Below are 16184 nucleotides of genomic sequence, written 5' to 3' on the forward strand. Positions count from 1 at the left end.
ATTCACCCTTCCGCTTTTAATTCTAATAGTAAATCTCTTAATTCAGCTGCACGCTCGAAATCTAACGCTTTTGCTGCTTCTTTCATCTCTGCTTCCATCTTCGCAATTGTCTTTTCACGCTCTTTTTTCGTCATCTTCTTAGCTGGTGCCGCTTCATACATTTCCGGCTCTTCAGCAGCTGTCGTTGCACGGATAACATCACGCACGCCTTTTTGAATCGTTTTCGGCGTAATACCATGCTCTTTGTTGTAAGCTTCTTGTATCGTACGACGGCGCTGCGTTTCTTCAATCGCAATTCCCATCGATCTTGTTATACGATCTGCGTACATAATTACGCGGCCGTTTTCATTACGTGCTGCACGACCGATTGTTTGAATTAATGAACGCTCTGAACGCAAGAATCCTTCCTTATCAGCATCTAAAATAGCTACAAGTGATACTTCTGGAATATCTAATCCTTCTCGTAATAAGTTAATGCCAACAAGCACATCAAACTTACCAAGGCGAAGGTCACGGATAATTTCAATACGTTCTAACGTTTTAATTTCAGAGTGAAGATAGTTTACTTTAATTCCTACATCTTTTAAGTAATCCGTTAAATCCTCTGACATCTTCTTCGTTAAAGTCGTAATTAATACACGTTCATTTTTTGCAATGCGATCTTGAATTTCTCCTAATAAATCATCAATTTGTCCTTCAATTGGTCGTATATCAATTGGTGGATCTAAAAGTCCTGTTGGACGAATAATTTGTTCTATTACTTCTGGTGACTGCTCTAACTCGTAAGGTCCTGGCGTTGCCGAAACGTAAATAACTTGATTCGTTTTCTCTTCAAACTCATCAAACGTAAGCGGTCTATTATCTAAAGCTGATGGCAAACGGAATCCATGATCCACAAGTACTTGCTTACGTGCTTGGTCCCCGTTATACATCGCTCTTACTTGTGGCACGGATACGTGTGACTCATCCATAACGATTAAGAAATCTTCTGGGAAATAGTCTAATAACGTATACGGCGTTGCACCCGCTGGACGAAGCGTTAAATGACGGGAATAGTTTTCAATCCCTGAACAAAAGCCCATCTCGCGCATCATTTCTAAATCATAACGTGTACGTTGCTCTATACGCTGCGCTTCTAGCAACTTGCCATTATCATTTAATTCCTTTAAACGCTCTTCTAATTCTTTTTCGATATTTTCAATAGCGACCTTCATCTTTTCTTCACGTGTAACGAAGTGAGATGCCGGAAAGATTGCTACATGATCACGTTCTGCTAATACTTCACCTGTTAACGCATTTACTTCGCGAATACGATCAATTTCATCGCCGAAAAATTCAATTCGAATACAATGCTCATCAAGTGATGCTGGGAAGATTTCAACTACATCTCCGCGCACACGGAATGTACCACGCTTGAAATCAATATCATTACGTCCATACTGCACATCAACAAGCTCACGAAGCAATTGATTGCGGTCCTTTTCCATACCAACTCGAAGTGAAACAACTAACTCACGGTATTCTTCTGGAGAACCTAAACCATATATACACGAAACACTCGCAACAATAATTACATCATCCCGTTCAAATAGTGCAGATGTTGCTGAGTGACGCAATTTATCAATTTCATCATTAATCTGCGCATCTTTTTCAATGAACGTATCTGTTTGCGGCACATACGCTTCTGGCTGATAATAATCGTAATAACTAACAAAATATTCAACTGCATTATTCGGAAAGAAATCTTTCAGCTCACTATATAACTGTCCTGCTAACGTTTTATTATGAGCCATGACAAGTGTTGGCTTCTGCACTTCTTTAATGACATTTGAAATCGTAAATGTCTTACCCGTTCCTGTCGCTCCAAGCAACACTTGCTTTTTCTTTCCACTATTAATTCCCTCTACAAGCTTCTCTATAGCTACCGGCTGATCACCTTGCGGGGAATACGCTGAGATAATTTCAAATTGATGTTCCAAGTAAAATCCGACCTCCTCATAAAAATCTGTATTATTATTTTACCACGAACGCCCATAAAAAACCTAAAAAAACGAACAGATATTCGGTAAAATTTTCGACAATATATACATAGAAAAAGGAAGGAGTCAAAACTTCCTTCCTCTACTAACTCTATTTTTAGGTACATATAATAAATCATATCCATTGCGCCCATTTTCATTCACGCATTCTATTAACCTATAAGCCGTTTGTAATTCACGCTGCTCTTTAACAATCCTTTTACAGCTATCTTCATCTATATCTGTATGATTACCAGCAAATCGATCTTGCCTATTATCTAACATATGAATTATATCTGTCCCACTATACTCTAACGTTTGAAAAACCGGATCACCTTCATGTGTATAATGTACAATTCTTATTTTATCAACTTCCCCTTGTTCCACATTTAAAACGAACTTTTCAAATTTATCTAGATTGGAAATTCCTGCTTCCTTTACAATGACATCATTCTTCTTATCAATTGTAATGTTAGGTTGTGAGCATGCTACTAAACTAAAGAGAAATAGACATATAAAACCGCTTCTTTTTCCTATTGTCATCCTCTCCTATAACAATGATTTGTATACTAAAAAAGCTACTTTCCTCTACGAAAGTAGCTTCTCTCTCCCTTTCTCCTTCTTCGGGAAAAGAACATATGAAAATGAAATCGCTGTATCAATTAAAAATATAAGTGCCCACACTTGGCTCACTCGACTCGCAGTTTTATTTAAAACGATTCCTGACTCTAACCAATTGCCCCATTGTTCAAATGGAATAAACCCATAAGCGAAGAAAAAGAAAATATGCACAACAACGAATAAAACAAGGTGCAATCCCCAATTTTTTATTTCCTGCTTTGCATAGGCCATACCTGTTAATTCTACGTGCTCTTCCATAATTGGCGCTGGTTCATTCCGCCATTTCGCAACTAGCTTTTGCGCAAATATATCAAGCTTCTTCAAATCCTTTTTCCCGTAGAAAACTGCATACAATAAAATAATTACCGTAATGATTTGAAAGTTAGAGAACTTTCCTGTTTGATAATAGTCCACTACCCCTAAAGTTAAAATAAACACTTCATTTACGAGAAGTACAATCCCCATAATAAAGCTCGCCTTTTTCAAACGAAATCCGTAACGGAGTAAAAAGAAACCGATAGCCGATAACCAAAATACAATCTCTGCCCCAATTAAAAAGTACCAACGATATTCTGCGAGTATACTCATTTATCCCTCTCCTTCTCATCATATATACGAAAAGCTTCATCCATATATAATAAAAGTTCTTCTTCAATTGGATACATGCTCATTTTCTGTGAATCTTCCTTCGATTTTCTAACTTCCCATAACTTATCTAAAAACGCTTCGTCACCATTGGCCATTTCTAAACACTTCTGCATTAATTTCTTCGTTGCCCCTTGTACCTCATCACTCATGGCTTCTTTTCCGGCTTTCATAAAAGTTCGGAATTGCTTTAATAAATCTACCCATTCTAAAACATCCGGCTCTTCTTCACTCATATTTGGCAAGTTATGAAGCAATTTTTGTTCTTCCTTTGAAAATACTTCATTTTGAAATATTTCACGTATACGAGACGACTGTTTCGAAAGCTGAATCAGTTCAAACATAACTTTCCAATCAAGTTCCCCCTCCACATCTACCGAATAAACAACAGCTTGTAAAACACGCTCCATTCGATTGAATTTCTTTTGTTCTTCCTGTACAAACCGAAGTTGTTTTTCAAGAGAATCCTTTAAGTTAAGCTCACCTTTTACTAACATATTCGCAGACTCTTTTAATGAAAATCCCATTTCCTTTAAAAATAAAATTTGTTGCAGCAGTATTACGTCAGCTTCACTATATAAACGATGCCCACCTTCTGTTTTCCCGCTCGGCTTTAATAAATCTATTTGATCATAATAACGTAATGTACGTACTGTTACCCCTGTTTCTTTTGTCAATTGTTGTATTGAAATCACTACCATCACCTCTTCCATTTCATTATAAAAGATGACGTTACGTCACTTTCAAGCCTTTTGTAAAAAAATACAAAAAGCTGTTTATACTCTTTGTATAAACAGCTTTTACGGAAATAATCCTTTTTGTACAGCGCGCCCACAAAATAAAATAAGTGCTCCAACAACAACACTCGTTGCTGTTTTATGATAATGAGCGGAAACTAATAAATAATATGATAAACCTACAGTACCAAGCATAATACAAATGCTTGGCACTGGATAACGAGAGAAGTTCTGCATTCCCCAAAACAAAGCAAAAATAGCCGTAGCGACACATAATACCGGTAATCCCATCCCAGTTCCCCTTTTTTATCTATTCCTTGTTGCTAACACACTCGTCGATGCCATACTTATTAATAAACCAAAAATAGCAATATATAATAACTCATTTACATGTACTGCTTGCCTATCTAAATACTTATTTACACAAAGATACATAATGAACAAAAAAACGAAGCTTGTCATACTAATCGTAAAATATGACTTCACCTTATTCACAACTCGCTCATCTATCGACGGTACTCCCTCTTCTTTCAAACGCTTCTGTTCCCTATATTCCGAAATACCATACAAAATGACTAGTGCTACATTCGATATGAAGATTGTTCCCCACGAAATACTTAAAATCATTAAACTCGCATTTAAAATAAGACCTGCTAAAAATAAAGTGAAACTTTAATCAGTGGGGGTTTTCTTCATCCCCCACTGATTATTAGTTGAACCAATCGGACTTTTATGGGCAGTTGATCCCCCACCTAAATTCTTTGCTTTCACTGAATTTTGAGATGGGGGTCTTACTGCCCATTAAAGCGGGATAAACTTCCTATGAACCGTATAACATTTTGCTTACTCATACATGATCAGCCTCTTTTTGATTTCTATATTTCCACTTCGGCCAATAGTTCACAAGAAAATACACCCACTGCCCTAGTACAAATAAAACAAACGGCATACCAGCATTTCCATCAACAATTAAATTATATAAACTCCATATCGCTAAACTAATCGTAAAAAATAATCCTACATATTTAAACGCTTTATCTGACTGAAATCTCTCAAACTCATCTTGCATTTTTCATTCCTCCTATCGCTATGCTCGTTTTCCTATCATGACTCCTATGATGAGACTACCCGCAAATAAGGAACTACATATCATAAATATTTCTTGCACTGGTATAACAGCTCTGCCTATTGCTTTACTCGCAACAATATAAACAATAAGCAATAGAAATGCGAATACAAATGATACATTTACATATTTTTTTATATTTTCATTTACTCGCTCGTCTATATCTGGAAGTTCTTCTTTTCTGTACTTACGCTTTTTGTAATACGCATACACTATCAAAAATACAATTGCTAAAACGTTACTCACTACGAGCGGTAATATTGGTATATCCGGATTCATAATATGAACTACAATGTCTCCCAAAAACAATCCAAAAGTCGCACCGATCAATAACTTTTTAGTATCGTTCATTTTTTCTCCCCTTACTCTAGCGTAAATATTTCCTCCACCTTCACCCCAAAATATTTGGCGATTTTTAAGGATAACTCTAGACTCGGGTTATAATGATGGTTTTCAATCGCCACAATCGTCTGCCGCGTCACCTGCATCGCCTTTGCCATTTCAACTTGCGTTATATGATTTTGCTTTCTTAACTCTTTTATTGTATTTTTCACACCCATAGGATCCACCTTCGAAAGTAAAGATATCTTTACTTTAATTATAAATATTTTCCAGTTTCAAGTAAAGATATCTTTACAAACTTTAGAAAACATTTCACTGAACATCTACTCTAATAAAGTACAAGAGTAATTCAATTTACATCGGCAATTTTCCAAATATATCGACTTACCGACAAATACCGACATCTGTAGCACTATAATCATAAGAAAAAGCTGTTCCCAAATACCTTTGGGAACAGCTTCTCCGCCCTACTACATAAATCCTAACGCATATACAAGAACGTATCCAAGAATAGAAAGACAAACCGAGCCGATCAGCCCCGCCATGAATGCTTTACTTCCTAACTTACGGAACGTTTTAAACTCTACATTTAAACCAAGACCCGCCATCGCCATTGCAATAAGCATATAAGCAATGACAACAATGTATCCAGCAACAACTTCTGGTATAACCCCGAGCGAATGCACTGCACTCATCGCTAAAAATCCGAAGATGAACCACGGAATTGGAAGGTCGCGCCACGATTTTTTTTCCTCGCTTCCTTCACTCTTACCAAACCATAATCCAATTAAAATCGCTACTGGCACAAGCATTGCTACGCGCGTTAATTTCACGATAACTGCGATGTCTACAGCCGTACTTCCTCCCGGCGCCGCAGCTGCGATGACATGAGCGATTTCGTGCAGCGTCGCACCTGAGAATACACCGTAACCGTACGGTGAGAAGCCAAGCACTGGGTATAATAGCGTATAAATAAGTGTAAATATTGTACCTAAAATTGCAATAATCGCTGCGCCGACTGCCGTTTCCTCATCTTTCGCCTTCACTTGCGGCGCAATTGCCACGACCGCAGCCGCGCCGCAAATTGCAGTTCCGCACGCTGTTAAAATTCCTAGCTTCTTCTCTACTTTAAATACTTTCGTTAGTCCATATACAACGAAAATCGTAAATGTAATAACAACCGCTGCGATGACCAATACTTTCGGCCCTGCCTTCGCAATATCAACAAGATTTAATCGCATTCCAAGTAAGATAATCCCGAAGCGAAGTAACTTCTTACTCGCAAAGTTCGTTCCAGCTATCGCTTCTTGCGGGACTCCAATTGCCGCACGCCAAACCATCCCAATTAGAATAGCAATTACTAATTGTCCCATAATATTTAAAAACGGAAGCTCTGCTAAATATTTCGCAGCAATTGCGATTAATAGTGTAATCCCAATTCCTTGCGAAAATCCAAAGCCCTTCTTCTTTTGTATAACAAGTGTTTGTTCCATTTTGAACCACTCCAATAATCGTATTGGAACATGCATGTTCTTTCTACTTACATTATAAGAGAGTTTCTATAATAAGTTTAATATCAATATTGAATCTCTATCATCAGAAATACTTATGATAAGATGAAAGAAAAACGAAAGGAGACCATTACATGAACGTAGACATTTTAAAAATTTTTGTTACTGTCGTTGAACAGAAGCACTTCTCCCGTGCAGCAGAATTATTAAACCTTTCACAACCTGGCGTAAGTATGCATATACGCAACTTAGAAAACGAATTTGGCACTACACTTATTCAGCGCTCTCCGAAGCACGTTCAAGTGACGGAGGCTGGAAACATATTATATATACATGCAAAGCAAATGCTCTCTCTTTATGAAGAGGCTAAGCAAGAAATTAACGAGCTACATAACGTTGTAACAGGAACTCTTCGCATCGGTGCTAGTTTTACAATTGGCGAATACTTACTTCCAAAAATACTGGCTAACTACGCGAATGAAAATCCACACGTCGAAGTTCATACCTTTATCTCAAATACAGAAGACGTTTTGCAAAGCCTTCGCTCTAATCAAATTGATATCGGCTTAGTGGAAGGGCAAGTCGTATACGCCGACGTTGACGTTGAAACGTTTATGCAAGATGAAATGAAGCTCGTCGTCCCGCCAAATCATCCACTACTCCGCACAAATGAAATAAATGAAAGCACACTCCAAGATCAAGTATGGGTATTAAGAGAAAGTGGTTCTGGTACACGCGCTTATAGCGACCGCTTTATTCATCAACACCATTTAAAACTGAAGCGCTTCTTTACGTTCAGTAGTATCCAAAGCGTGAAGGAAGCAGTTAGTGCCGGGCTTGGCATCGCTATCCTTTCTGATTGGACTGTACGGAAAGAGTTACTGGCAAAAGAGCTATTCCACGTTGAAGTTCCAAATGAACAACTCATCCGTCCATTCTCCATCGTGCGTGGCAAATATTTTATTCCGTCTAAAGCTATTCAAGTGTTTTTAAATCATGTAGATTCCTTTGCGAAAAAACAGAGTTGACCTTCACATTAGTGTGAAGGTTTACAATACATGTAAAAGGAGTGAAACACATTGCGAATTGGAGAGTTATCAAAAGAAACTGGCGTTAGCGAAAGGTCACTAAGACATTATGAAGAGAAGGGGTTACTCCCTTCGAAACGCCTCGCAAATGGCTACCGTGATTTTGATGAAAGTGCCATCGAAAAAGTGGAGCTTATTCAAATGTACTTACAAATTGGCTTAAATTTAGAAGAAACGGCAAAAATGCTGCGCTGCCTTGAAATTGAACCGCATCTGTACGAAAATCCTTGCAGCAGTATCCTTACGCTTTATGAAGATAAACTTAATGAAGTAACAAAGCAGATTTCACTACTTTCCAGCATTCAAACAAATTTGCAAAAACACGTTTCACTCCTAAAACAAGCAAAAGAAAAGAGATGATTACATGTTTGTTATACATGGCAGTTCAAGACAAAACGGAAATACAGAAGCTTTAACACATACGATGATCGATGGAATTGAAACAGAACAAATTTACTTGCGAGACCATACAATCCATCCTATTACAGACCAACGTCATGACGCAGAAGGATTCCAACCTGTACATGATGACTACGAGCAGTTAATTGAACGTATGTTAGAGCACGACACGATTATCTTTGCTACACCGCTATATTGGTACGGAATGAGCGGACATATGAAAAACTTCGTTGATCGCTGGTCACAAAGTTTGCGTGATACATCCCTTCATTTCAAAGAAAAAATGAAAGACAAAAAAATGTACGTTGTCATCGTTGGCGGAGACAATCCTAAACTGAAAGCATTACCGCTTATCTCCCAGTTCCAATACATCTTTGATTTTGTTGGTTCATCATTTGAAGATTATATTATTGGGGACGCAAATGGATTAGATGAAATCAAAAACGATGCTCAGGCGCTGGCAAAAGCACAATTGTATAATAACGAATTCAAAAATCATAAACAGAAATAAGTTTGACAAACCATTTTGTATACGCATACAATAAAAGTAATATTATGAAAGGAAGGTACTTTGACCAATGAAGTTCTAATTCTCTTATTTATTTCATCCATCACAAATAGTGAACAAAAAATGATGAAAACTAGCAGAGGATTAGTCTGTCCATTTGTCGATACTTTCTTTCGAAACGATCATGTAAAAAAATCGTTTATTTATGTACGATTTTTTACATGCAAGGGCGACGTCTATCCTCTCTAGTGAAACTAGGGAGGTTTTTTTATGACCATTTTATTCGCACGTAATATTGAAAAAAGCTTTGGTGATCGCACACTATTTACGTTACCGTCACTGGAAATTCAAGCACAGGATCGCATAGGAATTGTTGGAGTCAACGGTGCTGGTAAATCTACGTTATTACAAATATTAAGTAAAGAAATAGAAGCTGACACTGGCATAGTAACTCATCATAGTTCTATCAGCATCATTCCTCAGCTTAGTGAGGAACTACCGGAAACCACTTCTTCTCTCGCAAAAGGAAAATGGAGTATTTCAAATGTTACAGATGCAATGAGCGGTGGTGAACGAATGCGTCTAAAGATTGCCCATGCTCTCGAGCAAGATGCAGGCATTTTATTCGCTGATGAACCAACAAGTCACTTAGATATGATCGGTACAGAGCAATTAGAAAAAGCACTTTTATCTTATAAAGGGGCACTTGTTTTAATATCGCACGATCGTGAATTTCTAGATAATATATGTACTAAAATTATTGAAATTGAAGACAGTACGATTCAAGAGTATAAAGGGAATTATTCCAACTATCGAAAACAAAAAGAACGTGAACGAATACAAAAACAAGCAGAGTATGAGCAATATGTACAAGAAAAAAATCGTTTAGAGCAGTCCATTTTACAAAGAAAGCAACGCGCTTCTAACATGACAAAAATTCCGACACGGTTCAGCTCATCTGAATCTAAACTGTATAAATTAAGTGGGGCTCACGGCCAAGAACAGGTTAGCAAAGTAGCAAAAGCACTGGAAACACGTCTCGAAAAACTAGAAAAGAAAGAAAAACCAAAAGATCTTTCTCAAGCTCAGTTTGACGTGCAATACCATGCACCCATTCATAGTAAAACGGTTATACAGTTCAATAAAGCAACAAAGAAAATAGGTGACCGCACACTATTTAAAAATATGAATGGAACTATTGCTCCTGGTGCAAAACTTGCTATTTTAGGTGCAAACGGAAGCGGCAAAACCACTTTGTTCAACATGCTTCTCGCAAATGAGCGTGGCATGCAGCTTTCGAAAAGTTGTAAAATTGGATACTTCGAACAAACACTATCTATTTTAAAAACAGATAAAACCATTTTAGAAAACGTTCTAGAAGAAACAAATTATACAGAATCGTTCGTTCGCACAATACTCGCCCGGCTTCTATTCCGCCGTGAAGATGTTCATAAACCTGTGCACGTCTTAAGTGGCGGCGAACGAATGAAGGTTGCGCTCGCAAAAGTATTTTTAGGAAACTATAATATGCTTCTTCTCGATGAACCGACAAACTATTTGGACTTAGCGACGCAAGAAGAATTAGAAAGCATGTTACAAGAATACCCGGGTACAATACTTTTCATTAGCCATGACCGTGCCTTTATTCGCTCTGTTGCAGACCATATTCTACAAGTAGATGAGAGTGAACCAAAAGTATTCCACGGTAATTACGAGCAATACATAAAAAGAACAACCGGGGATTCTGTAAACATTACTGAACAAGAATTACTACGATTACAAACAAAGTTAACAGAAATCATCGGCCGAATTTCCATACAAAATCATCATGATGACATCGCATCTCTCGAACAAGAATATGAAACATTATTAGTTCAAATCCGGAAGTGTAAGGAAGCTCTCTAATGTCTTCCCTATATATCGACAAGGCCTTCCGCATTTCCCAAGAAATATTGGAACTTCGACATAGAGTAGCATCAATAAAAGTAAAAAGCCGTGCATCAGCACGGCTTTTTACTTTAAATACGGACAGCAGTTCCGCTCACTGCAACCATTAGCATCCCTTCGCGAACTACTTCGTAATCCACGTCGATACCAACAATTGCATTCGCATTTTTTTGTCTTGCGAAAGTTTTCATCTCTTCCATTGCAATGTCGCGTGCTTCTTTTAATTTACTTTCATAAGCACCTGCACGACCACCGACAACATCACGAACAGAGGCGAAAAGGTCACGAACGATATTCGCACCCATAATCGCTTCTCCATTCACGATATCGATATACTCAATAATTTCTTTCCCTTGAATTGTAGACGTTGTTGTTACAATCATACTTTATAGCCTCCCATATAAGATGTTCATCTACTTATATGATGTGCTAATTCAGTAGAAATTATATTTACGAACTGAACTGTGCTTCGTATAACCTGCTGTATCCTCCGCCTTGTTCAATTAATTCATTATGTGAACCTTGTTCTGCAATACCATCTTTATTTACAACCACGATACGATCCGCATTTTTTATCGTTGCAAGTCTATGAGCGATAACTAATGTTGTACGGCCGACAGATAGTTCAGCAAGTGATTTTTGAATCGCTAGTTCCGTCTCTGTATCTAATGCAGAAGTCGCTTCATCTAATATTAAAATTGGCGGGTTTTTCAAGAACATACGAGCAATCGCTAGACGCTGCTTCTGTCCTCCTGAAAGTTTCACGCCGCGCTCACCGATAACAGTATCTAAACCGTCTGGTTGTGAGTAAATTAAGTCTTCTAACTGCGCACGTTTTACTGCCTGCCAAATTTCAGCTTCTGACGCCTTTAAATTTCCGTAAGCAATATTTTCACGAATCGTTCCTGAGAATAAGAACACATCTTGCTGCACAATTCCAATTTGCTTACGAAGTGAAGATAACGTCATATCTTTCGTATCAATACCATCAATTTGGATTGAACCAGACGATTGTTCATAAAAACGTGGAAGTAAACTACATAAAGTTGTTTTTCCAGCTCCTGATGGTCCAACGAACGCAACTGTTTCACCTGCATGTATTTTCAAACTAATATCATTTAAAATCGGTTCTTTATTTTCATATCCAAATGTAATGTTGCTATATTGAATATCACCATGTACATGTTTAACTTCCATCGCATCTTTAGAGTCTACAATGTCTGGCTCTGTTTCAAGAAGCTCTACATATCTCTTAAAACCAGCGATCCCTTTCGGATAGCTTTCGATTACTGCATTGATTTTTTCAATTGGGCGGAAGAAAATATTCGTTAATAAAACGAATCCGATAAATCCACCGTATGTTAATTCACCTTGTAGAACAAACCATGTACCACATATTAAGACGAAAAGCGTTACGAGACGCATGAGCATATAACTAATTGACGAATTTAACGCCATAATTTTATACGCCATTAATTTCGTTGTACGGAAACGAGCGTTGTTAACAGCAAATTGCTCTTTCTCAAACTTTTCATTTCCGAATGCTTGTACAACCCGGATACCGCCAACGTTGTTCTCAATACATGCATTGAAATCAGCAACATCTGAGAATAAACGTCTAAACGTACCTGTCATTTTTTTGTTGAAGTAAAGCGCTAACCATAATAAGAATGGAATAACGAAGAACGTTAATAACGCTAGCTTCCAGTTGATCATCATCATAAATGAGAATGCCCCGACTAAAGTCATAACAGCGATAAATAAATCTTCTGGCCCGTGGTGAGCAATTTCCCCAATTTCCATTAAGTCGTTTGTAAGACGTGAAATTAAATGACCTGTTTTATTATTGTCAAAAAATCTGAATGATAGCTTTTGAATGTGATCAAATAATTTCTGCCTCATATCCGTTTCAATGTTAACCCCAAGCATATGCCCCCAATATGTAACGACATATTGTAAGCCTGCATTTAAAATATACACTGCAAGTAAACCGAAACAAGCCCATAAAATAAGCGTCCAGTTTTGTCCTGGCAATAACTTATCAATAAATTGATTTACGATAAGCGGGAAGCCAAGTTCTAGTAACCCTGCGACAACTGCGCAAGAAAAGTCGAGTATAAATAAACCTTTATACGGTTTATAGTAAGAAAAAAATTTACGTAGCATATCTTCCCTCCATTTTCCAAAATTAAAAAGACTCCCTAAATGATAACCATTATCAAATAATTATTCAAGTTATTCGTCTATGAAACTTCAAAATTCAAAATAAGGTTTGCGATAGTTGTCGTTTTTTTCCGGAAAGTCGATATATTGGAATAATCGCCGATATAAATTTCATTTACTACTAACCCCGCCCACCCAACAACAAAAAGGGTATCACCACAAGGTGATACCCTTTCTTCTATTACATCGCTTCTGAATCCCATTCATGCTCCTGCTGAACAAACACAACACCTAATTCGTGATGTCCTCCGGCGTATAATGCCGTTTGAGCAAGGCGAAGCTCTCCATTTGTATCTAATACTTCTAACTTGCAAAATGCTCCTGTCGTCTTCGTTTGAAGCGCATCATAAAATTCCTCAGCACTTCTTGGAATGACTCCATTTACTTTCGTAATCACTTCTCCAGGCAGCAAATTCAGTTCTGCCCCAATTGTATTCGGGATTGTATCTAATACAACAAGTCCATCATTACGTGCAGCGAAATACGCCGGTCTTGTTTCATCCGCAATTTTTTCTTGCATGGAAATCGTGAAACGTCCAAGCATTGCAACTCCCATCGCGATAATCGCAAGTACATGCCACCAATAACTTGCGATTCCTAAAACAAGCACAAGTCCTGCTAATCCGTACACACGTCTTCCTGTAAATAATAAAGCTTCCGTTGGCTCATAACTTCTAATCCTTCTCATAAATCCAATTAAAAATGGAACGAGGAATAGAGAATATGTATCTGAACCTATTGAAACGACAGGCCACCATGAAATAAATTGTGTTACCGCATCACCTGGTACAAGAATAAAAATAGGAACGATCCATAAACGCTTTGATTCGTGTAAACCAATCTTTAATCCGCGCTTACCCTTCCTAATCTTCGGCGTCGAATATCCTACTGCATTTTTAGAAATCAACAAGCCCTCTACAACGAGCATGACGCCTAGTAAAATAGCAAGAGATACAATCGTATTCTCTTCACCCTCTCCAAGCTGTAAGAAGGAAACTGGTAGCTTAGAAGATAATAGAACGCATACAATCGCGATACTAAGCGTATAAGCCGCTGATAAATATCGATACATAGCAGTTAATCCAAATAGAAACGTCCATAATAAGATGACCCATAAGCTTGCTTTGGAAACAACAAGTCCAAGTCCAATCGTAATAATAGATACGATTAATCCGTATTTAACTCCTGCGAATAGAGATGTTCGCAGTTCAAACCAAATATCATAAACTTTAAAGGAAAAATCCTTTCGTTCACGTAACATACGTAAGTATCCAACGAAGATACTACTTATTAAAAATACATAGACAGCAGGGTGTAAGAAAAAACGTCCAACTGCCCGCATTATTTCAAAAATCCATGCCTCCACGAACCCATTCACCACCATTTATATCATTCTTTCTTTTTATATTATCATAACTGGACAACCGTTTGTTTAACACAAAAAAATACAGGCAGCAAACTGCCTGTATTTCTTTTTATCCCACTTTATTTCGCTATTAATTTTAATGCGGACTGTAATTGTAAATCATTTTCTCCAGAACGGATTTTTTCAATAATTTTAGTTTGAATCGCCTCAGCTGTCTTTTTATCCAGCTGCCCTGTCGCTTCCATCTCATTCGCATTTTGGAATGCTTTCAGCGCTGATTCTGTCTCTTTACTAAAGTATCCATCTTCACGCCCCGGTACATATCCTAGGCTCTTAAGCATTTCTTGCGCGTGTTTTACTTGCACATCATTTGAATTGTATGAAAGTGTTTTTTCAATTTGAATTGGTGTCGCATGATAATAATCTGGTTGCTTCACTTCTACTGTTGGCGCGATTCCTTTTTTATGAATCCAGTTTCCATCCGGTGTTAACCATTTAAACATCGTTAATTTAATGTTGCTGCCATCTTTAAATGGAACGGCTTGCTGCACAGTGCCTTTACCAAACGTTTTTTCACCAATTAAATCGTATCCTTCTCCCTCTTTTAGCGCACCCGCTAAAATCTCTGAAGCAGAAGCACTTCCGTTATCAATTAATACTGAAATTGGATATGGCTTTCTCTCTTTCAGTTCCGTAGAGAATTTCTTTTTCTCACCATTTCGTTGCTCTACTTGTAGCATTGGCTTTTTATCCGTCATAATTTCCCCTAGTATCTCTTCTACACTATTTAAGTAGCCACCAGGATTACCACGCACGTCAATAACTAAGCCTTTGATATTTTTCTTCTCTAACTCTTTTAACTGATCCTTAAATTCTTTCGCCGTATTTTCAGCAAAAGAAGTGATTTGCATATAACCGATATCTTTTCCGCTCTCTTGTTTCACAGAACTAAACACTGTGAAGATTGGAATTTTTTCACGCTTAATTTTAAATACAATCGGATCAGCTACTCCTGCACGCTTAATTTCAATCGCGACAGTCGTACCTTTTTTACCACGAATCTTTAATACTGCTTCTTCTCGTGATAAATCTTTCACACTATTTCCATCCACAGATAAAATTTGGTCATTCGGTTTAATTCCAATCTTTTCTGCCGGTGAGCCTTTAATTGGAGATACGATAATAAGCTTACCGTCCGTTTTGTTCACCTCAGCCCCAATCCCCTCTAGCTCAGGATCAAGTGATTCACTAAACTGTTTAGCCGTTTCTTTATCCATATACGTGGAATAAGGGTCCTTCAGCGTAGACAACATACCTTGTATTGCACCTTCGACTAACTTGTCATCCTTCACGTCTTCCACATAACGTGAATCAATTAGTGCATACGCCTCATTAATTTTTGCCAAATTCCCTTGCGCGGTGCTAGCGTTTCCACTCGAAATTGTTTGCGTTACTTCTGCTGGGTTAACCCCAAATAAAGACATACCTGCAAACATTCCGCCAGCACCAATTAAAAATGCAACAACCATTCCAATAATTGCAACTCTACGTTTCAATGCGGAATTCCCCTTTCCAAAACACACAGGTGGTGTAGCAAAAGGCATCACACAGTGTGTGATGCCTTTACCTATTTCTACTATATGATAAGCTTGT

The 16184-nt window shown here is 37.7% G+C and carries 18 protein-coding genes; 4 read left to right on the forward strand and 14 right to left on the reverse strand.

Features of this window, described 5'->3' with window-relative positions:
* Positions 1 to 2: 2 nt before the first annotated feature.
* From uvrB to ACHZK0_RS25190, 10 genes are all read right to left on the reverse strand, one after another.
* Entirely contained in the window at positions 3 to 1979 is a 1977-nt protein-coding gene (gene uvrB / locus ACHZK0_RS25145) for an excinuclease ABC subunit B (RefSeq protein ID WP_395760989.1), read from the reverse strand.
* 126 nt (positions 1980 to 2105) lie between these two features.
* Positions 2106 to 2561: a DUF4362 domain-containing protein gene (locus ACHZK0_RS25150; RefSeq protein ID WP_270607024.1), complete on the reverse strand. Its 456-nt coding sequence runs from the start codon at positions 2559 to 2561 to the stop codon at positions 2106 to 2108.
* A 45-nt stretch (positions 2562 to 2606) separates the two neighbouring features.
* A complete protein-coding gene (locus ACHZK0_RS25155; RefSeq protein WP_270341037.1) occupies positions 2607 to 3227 on the reverse strand; it encodes a hypothetical protein in 621 nt (206 codons plus the stop codon).
* Positions 3224 to 3985, reverse strand: coding sequence for a MerR family transcriptional regulator (locus ACHZK0_RS25160; RefSeq protein ID WP_395760990.1), 762 nt, complete (start codon positions 3983 to 3985; stop codon positions 3224 to 3226). The genes ACHZK0_RS25155 and ACHZK0_RS25160 overlap by 4 nt, the downstream gene beginning before the upstream one ends.
* A gap of 99 nt (positions 3986 to 4084) precedes the next feature.
* A complete protein-coding gene (locus ACHZK0_RS25165) occupies positions 4085 to 4312 on the reverse strand; it encodes a hypothetical protein (protein ID WP_270341038.1) in 228 nt (75 codons plus the stop codon).
* Positions 4313 to 4327: 15 nt separating this feature from the next.
* Positions 4328 to 4648 (reverse strand): ATPase, encoded by a 321-nt coding sequence (locus ACHZK0_RS25170; protein WP_395760991.1) that lies wholly within the window; start codon positions 4646 to 4648, stop codon positions 4328 to 4330.
* A 220-nt stretch (positions 4649 to 4868) separates the two neighbouring features.
* Complete coding sequence (locus ACHZK0_RS25175; protein ID WP_016118885.1) at positions 4869 to 5090, reverse strand: hypothetical protein; 222 nt, start codon at positions 5088 to 5090, stop codon at positions 4869 to 4871.
* Between the two features lie 18 nt (positions 5091 to 5108).
* Positions 5109 to 5498, reverse strand: a complete 390-nt coding sequence (locus ACHZK0_RS25180) for a hypothetical protein (RefSeq protein ID WP_395760992.1) — start codon at positions 5496 to 5498, stop codon at positions 5109 to 5111.
* Positions 5499 to 5509: 11 nt separating this feature from the next.
* Positions 5510 to 5707, reverse strand: a complete 198-nt coding sequence (locus tag ACHZK0_RS25185) for a helix-turn-helix transcriptional regulator (RefSeq protein ID WP_098257995.1) — start codon at positions 5705 to 5707, stop codon at positions 5510 to 5512.
* 252 nt (positions 5708 to 5959) lie between these two features.
* On the reverse strand, positions 5960 to 6982 hold the full coding sequence (locus tag ACHZK0_RS25190; RefSeq protein ID WP_061679318.1) for a YeiH family protein: 1023 nt from the start codon (positions 6980 to 6982) through the stop codon (positions 5960 to 5962).
* Positions 6983 to 7134: 152 nt separating this feature from the next.
* On the opposite strand from ACHZK0_RS25190, the gene ACHZK0_RS25195 reads away from it, so the two are divergent.
* The 4 genes from ACHZK0_RS25195 to abc-f all read left to right on the forward strand — a co-directional run bounded on the left by ACHZK0_RS25195 (position 7135) and on the right by abc-f (position 10900).
* Positions 7135 to 8028, forward strand: a complete 894-nt coding sequence (locus tag ACHZK0_RS25195; RefSeq protein ID WP_098047301.1) for a LysR family transcriptional regulator — start codon at positions 7135 to 7137, stop codon at positions 8026 to 8028.
* Between the two features lie 51 nt (positions 8029 to 8079).
* A complete protein-coding gene (locus ACHZK0_RS25200; protein ID WP_262740498.1) occupies positions 8080 to 8448 on the forward strand; it encodes a MerR family transcriptional regulator in 369 nt (122 codons plus the stop codon).
* 4 nt (positions 8449 to 8452) lie between these two features.
* Positions 8453 to 8998 (forward strand): flavodoxin family protein, encoded by a 546-nt coding sequence (locus ACHZK0_RS25205; protein WP_395760993.1) that lies wholly within the window; start codon positions 8453 to 8455, stop codon positions 8996 to 8998.
* Between the two features lie 267 nt (positions 8999 to 9265).
* A complete protein-coding gene (gene abc-f, locus ACHZK0_RS25210) occupies positions 9266 to 10900 on the forward strand; it encodes a ribosomal protection-like ABC-F family protein (RefSeq protein ID WP_395760994.1) in 1635 nt (544 codons plus the stop codon).
* Positions 10901 to 11013: 113 nt separating this feature from the next.
* Here the strand turns inward: abc-f and ACHZK0_RS25215 are convergent, their stop codons facing one another.
* The 4 genes from ACHZK0_RS25215 to ACHZK0_RS25230 all read right to left on the reverse strand — a co-directional run bounded on the left by ACHZK0_RS25215 (position 11014) and on the right by ACHZK0_RS25230 (position 16135).
* A complete protein-coding gene (locus tag ACHZK0_RS25215) occupies positions 11014 to 11325 on the reverse strand; it encodes a heavy metal-binding domain-containing protein (protein WP_000637523.1) in 312 nt (103 codons plus the stop codon).
* A 67-nt stretch (positions 11326 to 11392) separates the two neighbouring features.
* Positions 11393 to 13108: an ABC transporter ATP-binding protein gene (locus ACHZK0_RS25220; RefSeq protein ID WP_270341050.1), complete on the reverse strand. Its 1716-nt coding sequence runs from the start codon at positions 13106 to 13108 to the stop codon at positions 11393 to 11395.
* A gap of 238 nt (positions 13109 to 13346) precedes the next feature.
* Positions 13347 to 14531 carry a PDZ domain-containing protein gene (locus ACHZK0_RS25225; protein ID WP_144534536.1) on the reverse strand — a complete coding sequence of 395 codons (1185 nt, stop codon included), beginning with the start codon at positions 14529 to 14531 and terminating at the stop codon, positions 13347 to 13349.
* Positions 14532 to 14650: 119 nt separating this feature from the next.
* Complete coding sequence (locus ACHZK0_RS25230) at positions 14651 to 16135, reverse strand: S41 family peptidase (RefSeq protein ID WP_141439217.1); 1485 nt, start codon at positions 16133 to 16135, stop codon at positions 14651 to 14653.
* Positions 16136 to 16184: the final 49 nt, after the last annotated feature.

The organism is Bacillus sp. 3G2 (assembly GCF_044324725.1).
Classification (GTDB): domain Bacteria; phylum Bacillota; class Bacilli; order Bacillales; family Bacillaceae_G; genus Bacillus_A; species Bacillus_A mobilis.